17 protein-coding genes and 1 pseudogene are annotated in these 20,984 nt (G+C 60.8%); 1 reads left to right on the top strand and 17 read right to left on the bottom strand.

The window, feature by feature from the left end; genetic code table 11:
- Positions 1 to 72: 72 nt before the first annotated feature.
- The 15 genes and pseudogenes from IPK17_RS34440 to IPK17_RS34510 form a co-directional block, all read right to left on the bottom strand.
- The gene (locus IPK17_RS34440) at positions 73 to 996 is read right to left on the bottom strand and encodes an ABC transporter permease (protein WP_343422251.1); all 924 of its coding nucleotides are present in this window, start codon (positions 994 to 996) and stop codon (positions 73 to 75) included.
- 12 nt (positions 997 to 1,008) lie between these two features.
- Positions 1,009 to 1,926, bottom strand: a complete 918-nt coding sequence (locus IPK17_RS34445; protein WP_343422252.1) for an ABC transporter permease — start codon at positions 1,924 to 1,926, stop codon at positions 1,009 to 1,011.
- Positions 1,927 to 1,999: 73 nt separating this feature from the next.
- Positions 2,000 to 3,589: an ABC transporter substrate-binding protein gene (locus IPK17_RS34450; protein WP_343422253.1), complete on the bottom strand. Its 1,590-nt coding sequence runs from the start codon at positions 3,587 to 3,589 to the stop codon at positions 2,000 to 2,002.
- Between the two features lie 190 nt (positions 3,590 to 3,779).
- Positions 3,780 to 4,934: a M24 family metallopeptidase gene (locus IPK17_RS34455; RefSeq protein ID WP_343422254.1), complete on the bottom strand. Its 1,155-nt coding sequence runs from the start codon at positions 4,932 to 4,934 to the stop codon at positions 3,780 to 3,782.
- 43 nt (positions 4,935 to 4,977) lie between these two features.
- Positions 4,978 to 5,964 carry a succinylglutamate desuccinylase/aspartoacylase family protein gene (locus IPK17_RS34460; protein ID WP_343422255.1) on the bottom strand — a complete coding sequence of 329 codons (987 nt, stop codon included), beginning with the start codon at positions 5,962 to 5,964 and terminating at the stop codon, positions 4,978 to 4,980.
- 8 nt (positions 5,965 to 5,972) lie between these two features.
- Positions 5,973 to 7,007 carry a succinylglutamate desuccinylase/aspartoacylase family protein gene (locus IPK17_RS34465; protein WP_343422256.1) on the bottom strand — a complete coding sequence of 345 codons (1,035 nt, stop codon included), beginning with the start codon at positions 7,005 to 7,007 and terminating at the stop codon, positions 5,973 to 5,975.
- Positions 7,004 to 7,819 carry an alpha/beta hydrolase family protein gene (locus IPK17_RS34470; RefSeq protein ID WP_502749825.1) on the bottom strand — a complete coding sequence of 272 codons (816 nt, stop codon included), beginning with the start codon at positions 7,817 to 7,819 and terminating at the stop codon, positions 7,004 to 7,006. Before IPK17_RS34470 ends, IPK17_RS34465 begins: the two co-directional genes overlap by 4 nt.
- A complete protein-coding gene (locus IPK17_RS34475) occupies positions 7,758 to 9,020 on the bottom strand; it encodes a TolB family protein (RefSeq protein WP_343422257.1) in 1,263 nt (420 codons plus the stop codon). Before IPK17_RS34475 ends, IPK17_RS34470 begins: the two co-directional genes overlap by 62 nt.
- Before the next feature lie 13 nt (positions 9,021 to 9,033).
- Positions 9,034 to 10,041 (bottom strand): succinylglutamate desuccinylase/aspartoacylase family protein, encoded by a 1,008-nt coding sequence (locus IPK17_RS34480; protein ID WP_343422258.1) that lies wholly within the window; start codon positions 10,039 to 10,041, stop codon positions 9,034 to 9,036.
- 65 nt (positions 10,042 to 10,106) lie between these two features.
- Positions 10,107 to 11,099 carry an Ldh family oxidoreductase gene (locus tag IPK17_RS34485; RefSeq protein ID WP_343422597.1) on the bottom strand — a complete coding sequence of 331 codons (993 nt, stop codon included), beginning with the start codon at positions 11,097 to 11,099 and terminating at the stop codon, positions 10,107 to 10,109.
- A gap of 158 nt (positions 11,100 to 11,257) precedes the next feature.
- Positions 11,258 to 12,409, bottom strand: a complete 1,152-nt coding sequence (locus tag IPK17_RS34490) for a pyridoxal phosphate-dependent aminotransferase (RefSeq protein ID WP_343422259.1) — start codon at positions 12,407 to 12,409, stop codon at positions 11,258 to 11,260.
- A gap of 6 nt (positions 12,410 to 12,415) precedes the next feature.
- A complete protein-coding gene (locus tag IPK17_RS34495) occupies positions 12,416 to 13,525 on the bottom strand; it encodes an aminotransferase class I/II-fold pyridoxal phosphate-dependent enzyme (protein ID WP_343422260.1) in 1,110 nt (369 codons plus the stop codon).
- 14 nt (positions 13,526 to 13,539) lie between these two features.
- Complete coding sequence (locus IPK17_RS34500) at positions 13,540 to 14,268, bottom strand: GntR family transcriptional regulator (protein ID WP_343422261.1); 729 nt, start codon at positions 14,266 to 14,268, stop codon at positions 13,540 to 13,542.
- A gap of 523 nt (positions 14,269 to 14,791) precedes the next feature.
- Positions 14,792 to 15,004, bottom strand: a complete 213-nt coding sequence (locus tag IPK17_RS34505) for an aquaporin (protein ID WP_343422262.1) — start codon at positions 15,002 to 15,004, stop codon at positions 14,792 to 14,794.
- Between the two features lie 112 nt (positions 15,005 to 15,116).
- Positions 15,117 to 15,476 (bottom strand): annotated as a pseudogene (locus IPK17_RS34510) (PAS domain S-box protein); the annotation flags it as partial.
- Between the two features lie 62 nt (positions 15,477 to 15,538).
- Here IPK17_RS34510 and IPK17_RS34515 point away from each other — a divergent pair.
- Entirely contained in the window at positions 15,539 to 16,297 is a 759-nt protein-coding gene (locus tag IPK17_RS34515; RefSeq protein WP_343422263.1) for an SDR family oxidoreductase, read from the top strand.
- Between the two features lie 593 nt (positions 16,298 to 16,890).
- Here the strand turns inward: IPK17_RS34515 and IPK17_RS34520 are convergent.
- Both IPK17_RS34520 and IPK17_RS34525 read right to left on the bottom strand, forming a co-directional pair.
- The gene (locus IPK17_RS34520) at positions 16,891 to 18,192 is read right to left on the bottom strand and encodes a Gfo/Idh/MocA family protein (RefSeq protein WP_343422264.1); all 1,302 of its coding nucleotides are present in this window, start codon (positions 18,190 to 18,192) and stop codon (positions 16,891 to 16,893) included.
- A gap of 49 nt (positions 18,193 to 18,241) precedes the next feature.
- Entirely contained in the window at positions 18,242 to 20,959 is a 2,718-nt protein-coding gene (locus IPK17_RS34525) for an alpha-L-rhamnosidase (RefSeq protein WP_343422265.1), read from the bottom strand.
- Positions 20,960 to 20,984 lie beyond the last annotated feature (25 nt).

Consider the following 20,984-nt stretch of genomic DNA (forward strand, 5'->3'; position numbering starts at 1 on the left):
GTTGTGCAGCCCGTCATGCTGATAGCGCCAATCGGATTTTTGACCTAAAAGGCTGTTTCACCACCGAACGATTCACCGCCCACGCATGCGTGGATCGAGCACATCCCGCAGCCAGTCGCCGAGGAAAACCACGCCCAACACCGTGATCGTGATCGCGATCCCCGGAAAAGTGGTCATCCACCACGCGCTGTTGATGTACTGGCGCCCATCCGCGAGCATCAACCCCCACGTCACGGTCGGCGACTTGACGCCGAGCCCAAGAAAACTGAGCGAAGACTCCGCCAGAATGGTCACGCCGACCTGCGAGGCTGCGAGCACGATCGCGGTCGAAACGACGTTGGGCAGAATGTGGTTCAACATCACCCATACGCGGCGCTGACCAATCGCATAGGCGGCGACGACGTATTCCATCTCGCGCGCCTTCAACACCTCGGCGCGGATGACGCGGGCGTAGGTAACCCACCCGGTCAGGCCGAGGATCAACATCAGCGTGCCGAGGCCGGGACTGAGCACGCCGGAAATCGCTACGACGAGGATGATGAAGGGGATGCTCAGAAAACCATCCGCGAGGCGCATGAGCACGTTGTCGATCCAGCCGCCGAAGAAGCCCGCGACCAGCCCGACCAGTACGCCGATGGTCCCGGCGATGGCGACCGACACCACGCCGACCAGCACGGAGACCGTGCTGCCGACGATCATGCGGCTGTAAATGTCGCGACCCAGTTGATCCGTACCCAACCAGTAACTGCCCATCGCGTCGGTATAGCCCGGTTCTTTGAAGCGCGCGCGCAGATTATTCTCGGTGGGATCGTGCGGGACGATCAGCGTTCCGAACAGCGCGAGCAGGACGACGATCGTCACGATGATGAAGCCGATCAGCCCGACCGGGTTGCGCCGCAGTGATCGCCAGAACGATCCCAAACTGCTGCGGCGTTGTCTGCCGCCGAAACCCACAGCGATTTTGGGGACAATCACCCGCTCATCCTTGGCTTCCACAGTTTCTGCTCTCTAGTTATAGTGAATACGCGGATCGAGGTAGACATACAACACATCGATCACGAGATTAATCACAAGAAAGGATAGGGCGAACCAGAACAAGCCCGCCTGCACGACGGTGATGTCGCGCACGTTAATCGATTCGATCATCAGGCGCCCAAGTCCCGGCCATGAAAAGACGCTCTCGACCACGACCGAACCGCCGAGTAACCAACCGAGCTGCAGCCCGAACACCGTTACAATCGGGATGAGCGCATTGCGCAGCGCATGGCGATACAGTACCAACTGCTGGCTGAGACCTTTGCTCTGCGCTGTCCGAATGTAGTCCTGACTGAGGACTTCCAGCATGGCCGAACGTGTGATCCGCGACAGGCGCGCCGCCGTGCCCACTGCCAGTGTCACCGCGGGCATAATGATCGCCGCTGGCTCCAGCGCGCCAAAGGCAGGCAAAATCCGCAGGTTGACCGAAAAAATGATGATCAACATCAAGCCTAGCCAGAAATTGGGCATGGCATTGCCGAGCGAGGCTAATGCCGAACTGACCACATCGATGGCGCCGTTGCGTCGGACGGCGGACAAGATGCCGAGGGGCAGGGCGATCACTAACCCGAGCAGCGCGGACGCCGCCGCCAGCAAATAGGTGTAGCCGAGGCGCTCGAAAACCAGCTCCATCGCCGGACGGCGTGCTTGAATTGACTGCCCGAAGTCGCCCGTCACCGCCTTACTCAAAAACACGATGTACTGCTCAACCAGCGGTTTGTCGAACCCCCAGGCCGCCCGCAGTCCCGCGATCTGCTCCTGATTAAACGTCGGGGGGGCCATCACCGAAATGGGATCGCCTTTCAGACGCACCATGAAGAACACGACCAATGAGACGACAAACAGCGTTACCGCCATTTCCAGCAGTCGCCGCATGACAAGAGCGCGCATCGCATCTCCTCTAGGTGAAAGCAGAGCAGGGCAGCGCACGCACGTTCCGGCGCTGCCCCGCTCTCATGCCGATCTAGCTGCCAGCCGGACGGAGGTCACGGAATGTGAACCAGCCATCCTTGCGCGGCGTGAATTCGAACTCCGCGGAGTTGTAGGCGATGACACTATCTATTTCATAGAGTGAGATCGTCTGAGCGTAGTTCAGGTAGGTGTCCCACCACTGTTCCCACAGCGCCAACCGCGCATCCGGGTCGACCGTCGTCAGGATTTCGCCACCGAGCTGATCCCATTCTTCCACGCAGACATTGTAGTTCGCCTGCACCCAGTCACAGCGATAGAACGAGGGTACCAACGACGGCGTGCAGCCGAGCGTCGTCAGCATCATGTCGCGGTTGTTGCCGCCCGACGTGATCTGTTCCGAATAAGCAGACGTATCCAGCACGTTCAGTTCGACCGTGAAGCCGACTTCTTCGAGCATGGCCGCGGCGACTTCCGCGACTTCCTTTTCGTTGCCGAACTGGAAGGTCGGCGCGTCAATATAGATCGTGGGGCCTTCACCCGCGGCGAAACCGGCATCCGCTAAGAGCTGCCGCGTTGTATCCGGGTTGTACCACGCGCTGATGAATTCCGGATCGTCGATATTGCCTACGGAGCCTTCCGGATAGTAATCGCACACGCGGCCCAGCCGGGCGTGCGCCGAACCCTGCACTTCGGCCAGCAGATCGCGGTCGAGCGCATGGCTGATGGCGAGGCGGATGTTGTTATCAACGGTGGCCGGGACGAAATCCGGGTAGGTCGTGGCGACCGCGCCCGTTTCCGTTTCGACACGGAGATAGAAGCTCGTAATGCGGTTGGACGTTTCGCGGACGACCGAAACTCCCTCAGTGCCTTCCAGCAGCCCCACATCCGAGACCGGCACGGCGGGGATCATGTCCACCTGACCCGCCAGCAGCGCTGCGACCTGCGCGGACGCTTCCGGAATGACCTGATAGATCACGCGGTCGACGGCGGGCGGGCCAGCCCAGTAGCCATCCCACGCTTCAAAGACGTAGCGGTCGCTTTCGGTGAATTCCACCAGCTTATACGGGCCGGAACCCACGGGCGTGCGCGCGAATTCTTCTTCGCCGACTTCTTCCATGTAGCCGGGCGGCAGCAGTTCGCAGCCGTTGTAGCTCACGTCGTATTCAAAGTAGGGATGCGGGCTCACCGTGATGACATCGACCGTCACCGGATCGACCACCACCACCTCGGCGATGAACTGCCACTGCGGGTAGACGAGGAAATCTTCACGCGTCCGGACGCGATCAAGGTTCCACTTGACGGCTTCGGCATCCAGCGGCTCACCGTTCTGGAACGTCAGGCCTTCGCGCAAATGGAAGCGCCAGGTGAGGTCATCGATATTTTCCCAGCTCTCCGCGGCCTGTCCAACATAGCCGTTCCCATCGGCGGCACGCCAGATGAGACAGTCGTACAAGCCGTTGGTCAGCCAATGGGTTGAGCCAAACCAAGTAACGGGCGCATCCATCGTGCGGATCGGGCCGGAATGCGCGAACACAAACTCAGTGACGTCGTCCTGCGCAATCAAAGGCTGCACAGTCAGAACGACGGACATGACCAGTAGGAGGATTACAGCGACGATTCGTGTACGGGGCTGTACGTTCATGTTTCTGGCTCCAAGGCTAAAAGACAATACTGACTTAAATCCGCGTCTCTGCTATCCTAGGCTCCCGAGATAGGCATCACCTCCTCTATACGGGTTGGGCTGCACGTCTTAACAGGCGGGGAAACACCTACGAAACCGCCAAGTTTACTGTTGGGTGTTCCCCTGCCGACCTACCGAACTCAAACGCCCACTAGGCTTCCAACCGCATGTAGTAGCGGCTGGCGCTGTGCGGCGACAACCGCACCGCCCCTTCCGGCGTCACCAGAAAATTATCTGAAATCAGGAAACCGCGATCATTCTCCAGAATTGTCCCCGGATGGAAGGATAAAACCATGTTCGATTTCAACACAAAATCGGGGTTGCTGGCTGTACTGGGACCATCGCTGCCGTCCAGCCCGGTGCTGTGACAATCCGGCGTGTGCTTGCCGACGACCGGGAAGCCGAGATCGCGCAGTGTTTTGTCGTTGGCATCCGAGATCATGCGGAAGGTGTTGCCCGTCTTGGCCGCTGCCGCCGAATTTTCCACCGCCAGCAGATAGCCGTCGTACATGGCTTGTACGTCTTTGGGCAGCGGCTTGAACGAGAAGACGGTCGTCATTTCCAGCCAGTAGCCCCACGGCGATTCGTAGACGATCTCAAAGTTCATGATGTCGTCTTCGGCCATGCGCCGATCCTTGTGGGTGGGCACGGTGTACGGTGACAGGTCGGTCGACACTTTGGTGCGTCCCCAGAAGCCGCCAAACGCCTTGATATAGCCTTCGACCGCCGCGCACACATCCCAGTAACGCGCGCCGACCCGCGCATATTCGCGATACACATCCATCGCCGCATCGAGGATCGCTCCGTTCTGCTGGATGGCTTCCAGTTCGAACGGCGTTTTGATCTGGCGAATGGCGTCATACGCGGCGGAGACTTCAACGAGTTCGTAGCCTTCCAGCGCCTTGACGAATTTCGCGTGCTCCCCAACGGGCATCAGCTTGTTCATGTTCACCATGCCGATGCGCTTATTCGCGCCCGCGTAGTCTTTCGCGAGGTTTGTGGTGCGCGCGACGATGTTGTCTGGCGATTCGACGCGGTCGGGCAGGGTGGTCGTTTCGTTGCGGCTCCACATCGACTGATACGAGCTCCACACCTGCAGCCACGGATGCGGATCATCCGTGCCGAGCACGGCGTAGGCCGCGCCGCCCCAGATGTGCGCGTGCGTGATATAGCGAATCGCGCCGATGCCGCCCGGCTGCGCCTGACCGACGATGATCAGCGCGCCGAGGTCTTTCTCTTTCATCATTGCCTGAATGCGTTCGACGCGGCGGGCGACGTCGCGCTTGAGTGAGTCATGGGTCAACATAGAGGTGGTGTGCTCCTGTTCGTGAGTTAGGTAGTCAATCTCATTAAGGCACAGCAACTTCGGCTTGCAGATCCCCGAGAATGGCAAGAATGTGATCTTCCAGCGGCAGCGGCCACGACGCGCCCGCGTGCACGACTACCCCGGCACGTGGGGCGGTGATGCGCTGTGCGACTGTGCCCGTGAACGGATGCCGCACATAGCCGAGTTCTTCGCCCGCCTGTACCTGTGTCCCGCGCTTGGCGGTATGCATGAAGGTGAAGCCGCGTTCGCCGTCCGGCTTGATGAAGGTGTGCGCTGCGATCACCTGCACGGAGGCCGATTCATAAGCGAGCGCCCCGCCGAGCATCTTCAGGTGACGCAGGGCATTGAGCACCGCGTTTTCGATGCGTCCGAGATCCTCTTCGCGGTAGTCGCGCAAACCGGGGCCACCGCCGATGTACGCGGCGACGACCGCTTTGCCGTCCTGTGCCGCCTCGTACGCCATCGAAGAGTCGGCGGGCTGTCCAAGCACGACCTGCGGCAGTCCGAGCGCCAGCGCCAGCGCTTTAGAAGTGTCGCTTGTGCTCGTCGTATACACGCCCGCGTAGCGGTAGTAGCCCCACTGCGATCCGGTGCGGATGTCGATGAGCGCGTCTGCCTTCGCGATCACCGCGCGGTAGTACGCGTCGATCAACTGCTCGCTGACCGTGCCTGTCGGGCTGCCGCGCCCGACCCGGTTGAGATGCTTCTCATCCCAGACGCTCGTTTCCTGCTCAAATTCAAAGCCGGACGTGTTCATCAGCGGGACGACGACCAGCGTCCCCGCTAATTGCGCGGGATCAATGGCTTTGACGATCTGCGGCAGAATCAGCGACGGTTCGATCTCCAGACCGCTCGCGCCTGCCTGTACGACCAGCATGGGACCGTGTTGTGCGCCGACTACGAGGTGCAATGGGATATCCACGTCAAAGCGCCCGTGCGTTTCGCCGGACTTGAATGCGCCGTAGGCCTTCGACCCGGGTTGAGCTTCAATCGTTCCGATCTTCATCATCAGCGCTCCTAGTACACATACAGATCGGCGGTGCGGCGGTCTTCCACACGGTCAATCGTGCCGAGAATGCCAATCGAGGTCGCGCCGACCGTCGGCCATTCCTGCCCGCTCGGGATGACGATGCCGTCCTTCGGTGTTTTCATGTCCGCTAACACGTCACCCGTGTAGGGGTCAAGGAGCTGACCATACACATCACCCGCTTTGAGCTCGTCGCGGAACGCCTTCAGCCGCACGAACAGCCCGTCAACGTCGGGCTTCCAGATGACCACGCCCGCGTTATAGACGGTGCACAGGTCGCCGTCGGCCTCGAATGCGCCATCGATAATGCGCATTGACTTGAGAATGTTCCAGATGCCCCGTTCCGCGTCGCGCACATTGTCCGCGCCATTCTTGAACCAGCCTGTGCCGCCGCCGAACTCCAGCGTGATCTGCGCGACCCCCGCGCCATCAATCGCTTCTTTGGCGGAGTTATTGCCGAACGTCCCCGGCGGGAAGAACGCCGCCTGATCCAGCCCGAAGGCGACCACCAGCTTGCGCCGCATCTTTTCCAGTTCGGTCAGATTGTTGGGGTCGGCTTCCGCGCTGAACAGCACGTAACGCTCATAGGCGGTGCGCGCGCCCGCGTGGAAGTCGACCATCACGTTTGCCTGCCGGATGACTTCCTCGAAGTACACATAGGCCGCCTGATCGGTCACGCTGCCGTTCTTCTTGCCGGGGAACAGGCGGCTCATGTCTTTGCCGTCCAACCGTGACCCGCGTTCGCCGAGTTCAAAGCCGACGCGGTTGACCACGGGCACGGCGATCACATTGCCGCGCAAAGTCTTGGGGTCGAGCTTGCCAATGAAGTTGAGAATGGCAATCGAACCGATGATCTCCCCACCGTGAATCGCGCCCTGCACCAGCATCGTCGGGCCGGGTTCCGCTCCGGCGAAGAGGTGGATCGGAAAGTCCGGGCTGAGACCGGAACGCGACGCGGCGGTCTTCAAATAGCCGAAGACGTGCTCACCGGGTTGGGCTTCTAGCTGTCCCACTTTCAAGGTCATGGGGTGTCCCCTCCAGCATGTGCGCCGAGATACTTCTGAAACCAGCCGAGGATGCGCCGCTGATGTTCGATGCGGTTACCGGGGCGACCGCCGCGCGTCAGACCATGATTTTCGCCTTCAAACACCACCATTTCGACTGTCTTGCCCATCCAGCGCAGCACGGCGAACAACTGCTCCGCCTGATCGAGCGAACAGCGGTAATCTTCGTCCGCATGGAGAATGATCAGCGGCGTGTTGATATTGGCCGCATACGCAATTGGCGACTGTCGCCAGCTCGCGTCGAGGTCTTTCCAGGCATTCGTCCCGGTTTCGCCTTCGGTGCCCTCCGGCCCGATATCCGACGTGCCGAAGAAGCTGATCTGGTTGGTGATCGAGCGCTGCGTTACCGCGGCGGCGAAGCGGTTGGTATGGCCGACGATCCAGTTGGTCATGAAGCCGCCGCAGCTCCCCCCTGTCACGCCGAGCCGCTTGGCGTCCACGTACGGTCGGCTGACCAGCTCATCCACGCCGAGCATGATCTCTTCGTAGTCCGCCCCGCCTTGATCGCCTTCGCTGGCATGGGTCCACGCTTGGCCGTAGCCCGCCGTGGTGCCGCGTTGATTGAAATACGCGACCACGAACCCGGCGTTGGCGTACACCTGTACTTCGTGGTTGAAGTCCCATGAGAACATGGAGCAGTGCACGTAGACAATCGTCGGGTAGCGAACACCCTCGATAAAGTCGACTGGTTTGACCAGCCACGCGTGAACTTTAGCGCTGTCGAGTCCGTTGTACCAGTACTCTTCCGGCGGCGAGAGGTAGTGGTCGCGCAGCCACGGGTTGAAATCGGAGAGCTGCTGCGACCGCGCCGTTGTGCCAGAGGTAGAGTTCGCCGGGATTGGCGGGATTCGCCTGCCCATACGCAACCGTGCCGCCGACCGCCGGACTGTATTCAAACGTGACGCTGCTGCCGCCGACGATCCGCTCGTACTCACCAGCGGGTGTGATGCGAAAGAGGTTGGTCGCGCCCTGTTCGGTGAGCAGAAAATAGATGTACGCATCGCCGGGAGCCCACTTCATGGTGATGTTGGCCAACCCCTTGCGCTGATCGGCGACCGCGTAATTGCCGACTTCCTCATCAAGGTCAGCGCCGAGCTTGCGCGCTGTCCCCGCCGCCACATCGGCGATGTGCGGCTGCCAGAAATTGCGGCGGTTGACGGGCGGCGGCAGGTTGTGCCCGGCAAACGCGATGGAGCGGTCGTCTTCCCCCCACACCGGGCTGAGCGCCGATCCCTGCCAGTCAGGCAGGAGCAGGCGCGGCGTGCCGCCGGGGTAGTCGAGAATGAAGATTTGCCCGTAGCCGAGCGGTATATTTTGTTCGCGGGATGTTCCGACGAAAGCGAGCTTGTCGCCCGCTTGACTCCATTTAGGCGTGGCATAGTCGCATTCGCTGTGGGTGAGCTGGACGAGGTCGCCCGTGTCGAGTTCGAGCGTCCAGATCTGCGTGAAGCGGTCGTGCACCCAACCGCTGCCATCCTGTTTGTAGCGCAGACGGCGCACCACCTTGATCGTGGGCGGGGGAATGCCGGGCGCGGAGGATCGATCATCCACACTGCGGATCGCCGTCCAGCGCACGCCGACCAGGCGCCGACCATCTGGCGACCAGTCCGTGCCGGTGAACGCCTCCCCGTCGATGGGATAGCTGCGCGTGCCGCTTTCCGACCACACGCGCACCGAGTTGGCGCCGCCTTCGCTGTAGCTGTAAGCGAGCTGCTGGCTGTCGCGGCTCCACGCCAGCGCAAACGCCGTGCTCGCGCCGGAGCTTAGGCGCTGCACCGACCCCGTGGCGAGATCGCGCAGGTACACATGGGTCGTGTACCCATTAGTCTCCGCCTGCGGGTGGCGCACGGTGTAGGCGATGCGTGACCCATCGGGCGCGAGCGCGATGTCGTCCAACCAGCGAAACTGCATCAGGTCTTCAGAAATCAGGCCGCGCCGCCGGTCAATCCGAGCGTCATTCGATGCTGGTTTCAATGTCACCTCCCAGTCACGACTTTTTGGAAATCAGGTCGTCGACGGTCTGTTCGATTACGCCGAAGAAGCAGCACCACTGGCCTTCCAGCACGGAGGGGCGCGAGCGCAGCCCGAAGATCACGCCGTCACGCGGCGCTTTCACTTCGCCGATCACATCGCCGTACAAGTCGTAGATTTGTCCGATGATGGTCCCGGCGGGGATGTTCGTCTCAAACGGTAGTTCTGGGTTGCCGACGAACATGCCTGTCGCGGGCGCGAGCAGCGCGATCTGGAAGCCCATCCGCCACGCCGGGGCGTACTGCGCTGGGCCGTCGATCATCTTGTAGTGCCGCATCACATTCAGGTAGCCCGCTGCCAGATCATCGGCAATGGCGTGGAAATCGCTGGTCAGCGTGCGGCAGTTGCCGCCCAGTTCGACGGTCACGCCGCCTTTGCCCAACGCGCCGATCTGCGAACTGGGGTTACCGCCGCCGGTTCCGCTGCGGAACACCAGCGTCCAGTTCGGACCCATCGCCGCCGCCAGTTCGAGGCTGGCCGGGTTGTCCGAGGCAAAGATCATGTGCGCGAGGTACGAATGTTCGCCGCCGGAGTGGGTCGCGATCTGCAAGTCGCAGTGATCTTTCATCGCCTGCCAGTGCGCCCATGCGATGCGTTCAGTCGTGTAGCCTTCCGCCTTGCCCGGGTAGAGGCGATTCATGTCATAGGAGAACGTGTCGAGCGGGTCGCCGCGCGTGCCGGCGGTGAACGCCTGCACGTTCATGGCCGGGACGGCGACGACTGTGCCGCGCAGTTTCTGCGGGTCGATCTGGGCGAGTGCCTTGAAAATCGAAAATGGACCTTCCGGCTCGTCGCCGTGCGTTGCGCCGTTCAACCACAGAATCGGGCCATCTTCCACACCGCGATACACGATGATGGGCACTTCACGGTCGCGGGCGTACATATCTTTGCCGATGGGGATGCCGCCGCGCTTCATCTCGCCGGGCATCACGGATACGGTTCCTATCGTCAATGGCGCTGCCATCTCTCATACTCCTCAGTGTGAAGCACAATAAAGTTTTCGGAGCGCAGCCGACTGCGCCCCGCTGATCACAACGGAAAAGCGACCTTCAGTTCAGTGGCCAGTCCCCGCAGCCCCTCGACCGTCTCACGGGAGAGCGGCACGCCGTCCTGTTCACGCTGCGCCATGCGCTTGAATTCCACTTCGCCGGGCAAGATCACCGGGCGTGCCGGGTCAATCGGCGGCGCGCCTTTGACTTCCGCGATGAGCTGTTCCAACCGCGCATCGACTTCTTCGCGCGGCATGAACGCACCCGGATCGATTGCTAGCATGACGTGACCGACATCGTGGTGGCTCTCATCCTGAAACACCTTCAGCCCAAACAGTGATCCGGTCATGACGCCCGCCAGCACATCGGTGATCAGGCTCAAGCCGTAGCCTTTATATTCGCCGATGGGCAGCAGGGGACCCTCCATCGCCGCCGCGGGGTCGGTGGTCTTCGCGCCGTCCGGCGTGAGCGCCCAACTGTCGGGCATCTGCTTGCCTTCGTTCATGTACCAGCGCATCATGCCTTTGCCGGACATCGTCAGCGCCATATCGAGCACAATGGCGTGCGTGTCTTTGCGCGGAATGGCGATCCCCCACGGGTTCGTCCCGAGGACTACCTGCGCCGATCCCCACGGAGCCATTTCGGCTTTCGCATTCGTGAACGACCAGCCGATTAAGCCGTTTTTAGCGGCGTGCAACGCGTGATACCCGGCGATGCCGAAGTGGTTGCTGTGGCGCACCCCGACCATCGCGACTCCCGTGACTTTGGCTTTTTCGATGGCGCGGGCCATCGCCCGGTGCGCCGACACATAGCCGAACCCCTTGGCCGCGTCGAGCAGGGCATAGCTCGGGCCTTCGCGCACCCACTGCATCGGGGCGTTCGGGACGATGCCGCCATTCTTGATCTGGCGGTAGAAGCGGAAGAATTTCTCCAGCCCTTGCCCCTGACCGGGATGCCACCACAGCGACGCGGTCATCAGACCATCGGTGACGATGGCCGCCTCTTCGTCAGTCGCGCCGAGCGCGAGGAAAATCGGTCGAAAACTGCTTGAGCGTTTCCAGCGAATACAGATTAATCAGTTCTGTTTTGCCAATGTCGTAAGCCACATCTATCCCTCAAACACTCGTAGACTGCCCGTCACCGGAGAGACAGCAAAATTCGATTCAGTACGGCTTCTTTGACGACAAGCCCTTAGCCCGTGATGTTCTTCATGGCTACGCGCATCCGTTCCAGCCCTTCACGCAGCTTGTCCTCCGGCTGCAGGAAGGTCATGCGGATGTACTGCCCGCGCTCTTTGTCGAAAGCCGAACCGGGATACACGAGCACATGCTGATCGGTGAGGATCTTCTGTGCGAGTTCCGCGCTGTCCATGCCCGTGAAGCTGATATCGGCGAAGACGAACTGTCCACCCTGCGGCATGCCGTACTTGATGCCCATGTCGTCGAGCGCGTCCATGACGATCTTGCGGCGGCGCGTATAGGTGTCCGCCATCATTTTGACGGGTTCCTGCGGCCCGGTCAGCGCGGCCAGCCCGGCATACTGGGAAATGACCGAGGTGCCGCCGGTCATTGCCGCCTTGAGTTCGCGCACCCGCGCCATGAGATCCGCCGGACCGACGATCCAGCCGAGCCGCCAGCCCGTCATGGCGAAGGATTTGGAGAGCGCATTGAGCGTGAGCGTGCGTTCTTTACCGCCGGGCAGCGAGGCCGGGCTGATGTGCTGGTAATCGTCGTAGATGAACAGGTCGTAAATGTCATCCGCGATGATGATCAGATCCCGCTCATGGGCGATGCCGATGAGTGCTTCCAAGTCCGCGCGCCCAATCACCGTCGCGGTGGGGTTATTCGGCGACACCAGCAGGAGCGCGCGTGTTTTGTCGGTGATGGCGCGGCGTACCGCTTCCGGATCCGTCCGAAAGTTCGTATCAGCGGTGCTGGGAATGCTGATCTTTTCCGCGCGGGCAAACTTGAGCGCATCCGCGTAGGTGTTGTAGTTAGGCTCCGGCACGATGATCGCGTCGCCGGGGCCGAGCGCGGTCAGGACCATGAGCACAAGCGCTTCCTGCCCACCATTGGTGACCACGACTTCGGTGGCGGGATCAACGTCAATGTTGTTGACGCGCTTCACCCGGTCGGCGATGGCCTGCCGCAGCGCGGGCATGCCTTCCGGGGGCACGTAATCGGCGTGATGTTCGACCATCGCCCGCTTGGCCGCTTCGATGATGTGCGGCGGCGTGTCAAAGTCTGGGTCGCCACGTCCCATAATGATCGTGTCGCTGTAACCCCGCGCCTGCGCGATCAGCGCATAGAGCAGATTGGTTCCCTGTTTTGGTGCGGTCGTCATAATGCCTTAAGCTCCTTGGAGGCTGTGCGCCAGCGCGGCACTGGTCTCAGGCGAAACGGTGAGGCGTACCACATCGGGCGCGCCGAAGTCAGCGCCATCAGCCGCGCTGTAGCCCGCGGCGGCGAGGCGAGCGAGGGTGGAGGCTTTCGTAGTTGGCGACAAGCGCAGCGCGAGCACATTCACCGCCTCACCGGGGATGACGGCGTGCGCGGCGCTGATCTCGGTGATCACCGTCGCGCGCAGTTTGGTCAGTCGATCACGCTGGACGGGCAGCGCTTCCGCGTAGAGTTTGCTGGCCTCAAGCGCGGCATACTGGGCCGGCGTGCTCGTGCAGATCGCCATGATTTGCTTCTGCGACTGCATCGGCGCGATCAACGCCTCGGGCGCGGCGATGTAGCCGATGAACCAGCTCGACAGCCCCATACCGGGAAACGTCTCGCCGATCACAACCGTGCGATCCGCGTTTTCCTGCACCGACGCCAGTGACGTGTAAGCGGCGGTCCATGGCGCGAGGCCCTGATCCCAGATGATGGTGGCGTCATATGCGCGCGCCAGCTCCGCAATGGCGGTTACTTCAGCGGCGCTGTACGCGGCTCCGGTCAGGCGGGCAGGGGATTCGAGGTAGGCGAGGCGCGCACCAGCAGTGAAGGTCGCACGAAGACCGTCAAGCGTAGGCAGAGCGCGTTCATCGACCGCAATCAAATCGACATTGAGCGCGCGCACGCCGAGCGCTTTGCGCATGCCGGGATGTGCGACGGTGGGCACGGCAACGCGCCCGAAGGCATCGCCGATCATCTGAATGGTCAAGAAGCGCGACTCCTGCATGCCCGCGGTAACGATCACATTGCTCTGGGCATAGTTGGCACTGAACGCGGTGTGCAGGTAATCGGCGAGGGCCGCCCGCAGCGGGGCGATACCGGGCACATCGACATAATGCGTTTGCCCGGCTTCCAGCGCTTCGACCGCGCTTGCGATCATACGCTCGTCCAGTGGGGCAAACAGCTCATCCGCGCTCAGGTCATGTGCTGTCTGTGCCATCAAGGGTGGGGCAGACGCCTTGAGTAACGTATTCTGATGGTGCTCTTCAAGGATCAGGGCTTTAGTCGATTGAACCATGCGGGTGCTGTCTCCTATTTTGTGCTGGGGTTAGTCGGCGACGAGCTGTTGTCTTCTTGCCAGTCCTCGGCAATCGCGCCGCCGCTCAACCCGATGTGATAGTGGATAAGACTCACGGCTTCCTCAACGTCTTTGCGCGCGATGACATCGACAATGCCGTAGTGATTCCGGGCGATGGCGAGGAGGTCACCCTTCTTACGATTACGCAGCGACATCACCTGCCGTACGCGCAGCGCGACCATACTCCACAGGTTCACGAGCAAGTCATTGCCGCTCGATGCGACGAGTGTGTCGTGGAAATGGCGGTCAATCTGGTTGACTTCCCGTAAATCGCCCGCTTCCGCCGCGGTGAGCATGGCGTCGCAAATCGCGCGCAGTTGGTCGATCACGGCGTGTGTGTTTTCGCCCAGAATGATCCGTTTGATTGCGAAGCCTTCCATCAGGCTGCGCACACTGTAGAGTTCTTCGATGTCTTTGCGCGCGAGCTTCTTGACCGTAGTTCCATGGTAGGGGACGATTTCGACTAAGCCCTGGGTGTTGAGGATATTGATCGCTTCGCGCAGCGGTGCTCGGCTAACGCCTAGCTGACCAGCCAAGTCTGCTTCGATCAGGATCTGCCCGGGTTTCAACTCACCGTTGACGATGGCGGCGTGCAGGATAGCGAGCACGTGGTCGCGCAGCGGCTTATTCTGGATTTGGGCCAGAGACGAAATGTTGGATGGGTCTTTGGGTTCCGAACTCATACTCATCATCTCGCAGAGATATTATAGATAATCGACCATCGACCATCGACCATCGACCGCATATTTTAAGTGGCTATCAGCAGTTGTCAAGTAATTGCTAGGGGAAGTTCAGTTTATGTGGCGGATGGGCGAAATCTGAGGTCATGCCGCAGTTTGAGGAGCGGCCCCGCAGCGTGATGGCGGCTTCGTTTTTGCACTCGATCTACTTGTGCCAGCGGAGCGATTCCATCACGCCATCTTTAGAAGTGCTCGAATTCGGACGCGGGTTGATTGCTCGTCAGCGAGCCTTCAAACCGGGCCTGCAAGGAGCTTGAGGCACGGCGCGACCAGATCACCGATGTGACTGTGCATCCGACACAAGCGCGGAGTGAGGTCTGCAGGGAGCACGATTGTCAACACGGCTTCGACTTCCCCGGGTCAACTGGAAGTTTCACCCGGCGGAGGAGTCAGACGACGCGATCGGCTCGCGGGCGTCTTCCATGACGATTACTGAGCTGCCTGACTCATGGGAGACAGTGCGCGATTAGGGTTTTCTGCTGCTTCTGGTCTGTATCGCGCTCTGAGGCTCGCGGATCACATGGTAAGTCAATGTCCCGAGGATGGGTGTAGTCCAGTAAATCCAATGATCTATCCATAACCCCGCAATCAGCGCCGGACCCAGCGAGCGCGCCGGGTTCATCGAGGCACCGCTGATCGGGCTGCCCCACAGGGCGTCGAGCGCCGCGAGTGTGACCATAATACCGTGCAGCAGTGAGGTTGCCCGTTACCTGATCGATCACCAGCTTGATTGTAGTATTGCTCTCAAACATTTGGCGAAAACGCTGCTCACTCAATGAGAGCGCGCGGTTTGCTTCTTCACGGACGGTGACATCTTTTTGTGTTCCGAAGTAGTAAGTAATTACCCCGTGTGGATCACGCAGCGGGGTGACCGAAACTTCATTCCAAAACCGCGTACCTTGGTAGAGTTGGGTATTCCGCGCAGCACGTTCTACCGCTACCGCCAAGTGGGACGGAGGGGCTCGAAACCCATCCTCTTCAGCGCCAGCAGTTCTGGAACCAGATCCCGCCCGTGGTTCATGAGCGCGTGGTGCCGGTCGCGCTGGAGCATCCGGGGAAGATGCAATCGGCTGAACTGTGATTTGTGTCGGGGAGATGAAAATTCGGACTTGTCTCGGCTGCCGAGATAGATCAAACTGCGACGCAGACACGGACAGAGCCAAGTTGACCGTGATCCTCAAGGAATCGCTTGATCAATAAGGAGTAGAGACTGATGGACGCAACAAACCGGGTTGCCCTTGTGACCGGAGCAGGCACTGGCATTGGCAAGCGCGTCGCGTTGTTGCTCTGGGAAGCTGGATATTCGGTTGTGCTGGCAGGCCGTCGGCTGGAAACCTTGGAACAAACGCTGAAAGAGGCCGACGTACCAGCGGCTCGCGGCTTGATAGTTCCCACAGATGTGAGCGATCCAACGGCGGTCACGGAACTGTTCACAGCAGCGATGGACAGATTCGGACGACTGGACGTTCTGTTCAACAATGCGGGGGTCGGCGCGCCTGCTGTGCCGCTCGAAGACCTCAGCTACGACCAATGGCGCTTGGTATTGGATACGTGTGTGACGGGGGCGTTTTTGTGTACCCAGCACGCTTTCAGAATCATGAAGAACCAAACCCCGGGCGGTGGGCGTATCATCAACAACGGTTCTCTCTCTGCGCACACTCCGCGACCACATTCTGCGCCCTATACGGCGGCGAAACACGCGATCACAGGGCTTACCAAGTCGACCGCCCTGGATGGCCGAGCCTTCAATATCCACTGTGGACAGATTGATATTGGCAATGCCGCTACTGACATGACCGAGCAAATGAAACGGGGTGTGCTGCAAGCCGATGGGACAACAGCCGTTGAGCCGACCATGGATGTTGAGTATGCCGCGCAAGCGGTCGTGTATATGGCGAGTTTGCCCCTCCATGTCAATGTGCCCTTTGTGACGCTCATGGCGAGCGGCATGCCATTTCTCGGTCGAGGGTAGCCTGACTCAAGAACGGCGCTGCTGGATAGGGTGTTTTGCTATTCCAAGCGAAGGATTCACCCTACGCCTACTTTTCCGTGTCTTCTGCCAATCGCAGCACTTCACGTCGAAACGCTTACGTGTATTGCTGTCGTCTTTTCATCTTCCTGTCCCCTCTTTCATTCAGTCTAGCGGACAATTCTTGTGTCACCATTTCAGGATCAGTCCATGGCCTCATGCCCCTGATAATCACGCCGGGAGGGGGGAAGGGGGGCGGGGCGCCCCCGCCCCCCCGGCCCCCCCGCGGGGCCCCCCCCCCGGAGCCCCCGGGGGGGGGGGGGGCCCCCCCCCCCGAACCACCCAACCGGCCCCCCCCCCCCCCGAAGGGGGAGGCGGGGGGGGGGGGCCCGCGCCGGGCGCGCCCACCCGGGCCCCCCCCCCCCCCCCCCCCCCCCGCCGGTCGGGTACACACGGCGCGCGCGCGAAAGTCGCCCCCCCCGGCGGCCTTTTCCCCCAGGGGTGATATTACGGTCTCAACCTGTCTCTGCAACTGAGCACTGTGCCAGTACAAGCTTTTCGCGCCCTACCACTTCTCCCGAAAAGTCGTACACGGGTTACCTCGTGAGTGGAAATAGATCCGGAATGTGGATCATTTTGCCCTGCTCCATAGCGAGGTTTGCGCTGATGCCCACGAGGATCGACGCCGCGCCGTCAAGGTGCGACGCGGCGCGCTGAAATGGGTCCGGCGGTGGGTTGGGGGACAGCAGATGCTTCAGCATAACCGGATCAGCGCCGCCGTGCCCACCTTCGCCCGCATCCACCTCAACTTCGAAACTCTCGCCGAACATGGGATGCACGCGCATGGTGGCCGACTTGAACGCGCCTTTACTGGCTTTGGCGGCTTCATCACCCTGCAAGTGATTGATATTCTCGACAATGTCCAGTTCAACGCGTCCGCGCGTCCCGGTGATAGCAACCCGCAGTCCTTCCCATGGGTTGTAGGCGATCAGACAGTAGGACAGGAGTACACCGTTCTGATAGCGCACGGTCACGTTCATCGTATCTTCAATGGTGATGGGTTCGCCGAATACGTTGCGATCCCGGAGGTAGCCGGTTTCGGTTTCGGCGGCGAGGTACAAGCCACGAAAGACGGCGGTATCGTCCAGTGAGAGCGCAAACGGATCGGTTTTCGCGGCCTCGACCCCGGTATAGCGGTGATAAGGGTAGTGTTCCCCGCGCGCTTCGGCATTGGCACGCCCATAAAACAGCAGATCACCCATCGCGAACACGTCCTGTGGATACGAATCGATCCACCAGTTCACTAGATCAAAGTGGTGCGTGGCCTTGTGCACGAGCAACCCGCCGCTGTTTGCCTTTTCGCGATGCCAGCGGCGGAAGTAATCCGCGCCATGACTCGTGTCGAGCAGCCACGAGAAATCGACGGCGAGCGGTCGCCCGACCGTGCCTTTGGCGATGACTTCGCGCAGGCGCGTGTACGCCGGGGCATAGCGATAGTTGAACGTTACGCGCAGGCTTTTGCCGGTGCGCTCAATGGCCGCGTAGATCGCTCTAAGCGCATCGAGGTTGGTGGTCATGGGCTTCTCGGTGATCACATCACAGCCCAAGTCCAGCGCTCGGGTGATGTAATGGTGATGTGTGGCGTCAATGGTGCACACGATCACCGTATCCGGGTGCGTGTCGCGGAGCATCTGCTCGAACTGTTCGGCGGGGTAGGTGGGCAGCGGTGGCAAACCCTGAGTCTCTAGCTGGGTGTTGTACCACGCCATGCGCACCTGACTGACATCGCACAGGGCGACCAGCTCGCCGACCTCCGCATAGGTCGTCGTCAGGGCATCAATATACATCGCCGCCCGTGAACCCGTTCCCACCAGCGCATACCGCTTCTTCTCCGCCATGAAAGCCCCCTTTAGACAAGAAAATGATGTTGGTCTATCCAGCGACTCGTTATGTTGAGCCGCTGGATGATATGACTGTCTTGGTGCGCACGTCTGCTGGCAAAAAGGGGTAAATGATCGTGAAGTGCCCCGCGCCGAGCGTGACTTCCCAGTTCTGCCCGATCTGGTCACCCGCTGTGAGCGGGTGATCGTTGAGCAGGATTGTGCCGCCTTCGGCATTGGGCAGAACGACGTGCGCCGTGACATTGAACGGAATGGTGAGGTTGATGGTGATCAGCCCCGACTCGTCAAGGTGCCAGCCGCTCGCATAGAGGCCAGCGGCGGACCGATAGCGGGCTTTCGCCCAGCGCAGCGCTGGATCCGGTTTTGGAGCAATCGTCGCGGAACGGAAGCCCGCCGCCGCCGGATTGAGACCGCACATGTCGCGGTACATCCATTCGACAATCGAGCCGTAGGCGTAGTGATTGAGCGAATTCATCTTGGCGGAACGGCTCGAACCGTCGGGGTCAAGCGCATTCGGCTTGGGTGAGCGAATCGAACCGTCGGGGTTGAGCGAGTTCCAGCGTTCCCAGATGGTCGTCGCGCCGAGGTTGACCGCGTACAGCCACGAGGGCGAATCTTCGTTGAGCAGCAGCCGGTAGGCGAGGTCATTTGCGCCAATGTTCGACAGCACCCGGCATAGGTACGGCGTGCCGACGAACCCGGTGCGCAGGTGCACGTTGTCCTGCCGCATCCGGTCGATGAAATCACGCTCCACCCGGTCGCGGTGCTCGTCCGGGACGAGATCCATGTACAGCGCGAGCAGATAGCCCGTCTGGGTGGGGACGGCGAGGCGTCCGGTCGGCGTGAAGAACTCGCGCTGAATGGCGGTTTTGATTTCGATGGAGAGCCAAGTGTAGGTTTCTGCCGTTTCGAGCAGACCGAGCACGGCTGCGGCTTGTGCCACCAAGCGTGCCGAATAGCAGTAGAAGGCGGAGGCGATGAAGTCGTGCGGCGTGCCGCCTTTGCGCGACGCCGGATCGGAGGCGTCGAGCGCCAGCCAGTCGCCGAAGTGCTCGCCTTCTGTCCACAAGCGCCGCCCGCCCGTTGCATTGTCAATCCGCTGGATGTGATCGACCCACGCGCACATGCTCGCAAACTGCGCCTCCAGTAGGGCAACGTCGCCGTAAAACTGGTAGAGCGTCCACGGCAGAATCGTCGCGACATCGCCCCACGCGGTCGAACCGCCTTTGTTCAGGTTGACCATCGGCACAATGTGCGGGACCATGCCGCCGAGCTTGGCCTGCTCTTTGCCGAGGTCATAGGCGAACTTGCTCAGAAATGCGGTTGCATCCATGTTGAAGCAGGCCGTCCCGGCAAACACCTGCAGATCGCCCGTCCACCCGAGCCGCTCATCGCGCTGCGGGCAGTCGGTGGGAATGTCGAGGAAGTTCCCCTTTTGACTCCACAGCGCATTGCGAATGAGCTGGTTGACCTTCGGGTTGGATGTTTCGAGCTCGCCAATCAAGTCCATCTGCGAATACACCACGCAAACTGTGAAGTCGTCGAGGTTGATTTCGCCCCCCCAGCCCGTGATTTTCACGTAGCGGAAGCCGAAGAAGGTGAAATAGGGTTCGACTGTGGCCTCTGTGCCATCGGCGATGTAGACATATTCGGCTTTTGCCGTCCGTAAATTGTCGCGGAAGAAGCTGCCATCCTGCAGCAGTTCGCCGAATTGCAGATGAATCCGTGTTCCGGCGGGCGCACAGGTGCGAAAGCGCAGCCAGCCGGTCAGATTCTGGCCCATGTCGAGCACAGTTTCGCCCGCTGGGGTGTGGAGTACATCCAGCGGTTTCAGCTCTTCGTTGATGCGCACAGGCAGCGAGCGCCGCGCCTGCAGGCGGCTCATATCGAGCGCGATGGGCTGCACTCCGACACTCTGGTTGGGGCTGATCGCTTTCGAGATGCGCGCGTCAAACGTTTCACCATCAAAAATATCGCTGGCGATGACGGGGGATGGTTGGGCTTGCCACATTGAATCGCTGCTGACGATCACTTCTTCGCCGTTCGCGAGCGTGATGCGTAATTCGCAGATCAGGGCAAAGCGATCGCCGTAGAAGGCGGCGACGCCGCCATTCGCGCCATAGCGCCCCTTGTACCAGCCGTTGCCCAGCATCACCGAAATCAGGTTTGCGCCAACGTGCAGTTGATCGGTGATGTCAAAGGTTTGGTACTGAAGCCACTGGTCGTAGGCGTTGCAGTAGGGAGTGAGATACTCGCTGCCGACCTTCTGCCCGTTCAGCTCACAGTGGTACAAGCCCAACCCGCAGATGTAGGTGCGCGCAGCGGCGACCGGAGCAGGCAGATCAAACTGGCGGTAGAGCAGGGGATGCAGATTAGTGTCGTCCCAATCCGGGGTGATCCACTGCGCGCGCCACGGCTCATCGAGCTTGGCTGTTTCGAACCACGCGGTCGGGCTCTCAGCGGATTCGGTCTCGCCCCACACGTAGACTTGCCAGAAATAGCGCGTCCGCGGTTGGAGCGTGAGCGGCGGGCGGAACGCTAAGCTGTCGATGCTGCTCCCCTCCACCTTACCACTGTCGAAGATCACGTGCTGAAAGTTGGGATCGAGACTGACCAGCACCTGAGCGGTAGTCTGAATTTGATCGGTTGTATCCTCGACGATCCACGAGAAAGTTGGCTGATCGAGCGCGAACCCCAGAGGATTGGCGCTGTGGTTGGTTTTTAAGTGGCTGATCTTCACACATACCTCGTCGGTCGTCTTCATCCTTGTCCATGGACAGGGATTGTCA

Source organism: Candidatus Flexifilum breve, from assembly GCF_016713355.1.

Bases quoted from the DNA above. Each gene is read 5' to 3' on its own strand.
- IPK17_RS34445 (WP_343422252.1), bottom strand. From the start codon at position 1,926: ATGCGCGCTCTTGTCATGCGGCGACTGCTGGAAATGGCGGTAACGCTG.
- IPK17_RS34450 (WP_343422253.1), bottom strand. From the start codon at position 3,589: ATGAACGTACAGCCCCGTACACGAATCGTCGCTGTAATCCTCCTACTG.
- IPK17_RS34455 (WP_343422254.1), bottom strand. From the start codon at position 4,934: ATGTTGACCCATGACTCACTCAAGCGCGACGTCGCCCGCCGCGTCGAA.
- IPK17_RS34460 (WP_343422255.1), bottom strand. From the start codon at position 5,964: ATGATGAAGATCGGAACGATTGAAGCTCAACCCGGGTCGAAGGCCTAC.
- IPK17_RS34465 (WP_343422256.1), bottom strand. From the start codon at position 7,007: ATGACCTTGAAAGTGGGACAGCTAGAAGCCCAACCCGGTGAGCACGTC.
- IPK17_RS34480 (WP_343422258.1), bottom strand. From the start codon at position 10,041: ATGGCAGCGCCATTGACGATAGGAACCGTATCCGTGATGCCCGGCGAG.
- IPK17_RS34490 (WP_343422259.1), bottom strand. From the start codon at position 12,409: ATGACGACCGCACCAAAACAGGGAACCAATCTGCTCTATGCGCTGATC.
- IPK17_RS34495 (WP_343422260.1), bottom strand. From the start codon at position 13,525: ATGGTTCAATCGACTAAAGCCCTGATCCTTGAAGAGCACCATCAGAAT.
- IPK17_RS34500 (WP_343422261.1), bottom strand. From the start codon at position 14,268: ATGAGTTCGGAACCCAAAGACCCATCCAACATTTCGTCTCTGGCCCAA.
- IPK17_RS34505 (WP_343422262.1), bottom strand. From the start codon at position 15,004: ATGGTCACACTCGCGGCGCTCGACGCCCTGTGGGGCAGCCCGATCAGC.
- IPK17_RS34515 (WP_343422263.1), top strand. From the start codon at position 15,539: ATGGACGCAACAAACCGGGTTGCCCTTGTGACCGGAGCAGGCACTGGC.
- IPK17_RS34520 (WP_343422264.1), bottom strand. From the start codon at position 18,192: ATGGCGGAGAAGAAGCGGTATGCGCTGGTGGGAACGGGTTCACGGGCG.
- IPK17_RS34525 (WP_343422265.1), bottom strand. From the start codon at position 20,959: ATGAAGACGACCGACGAGGTATGTGTGAAGATCAGCCACTTAAAAACC.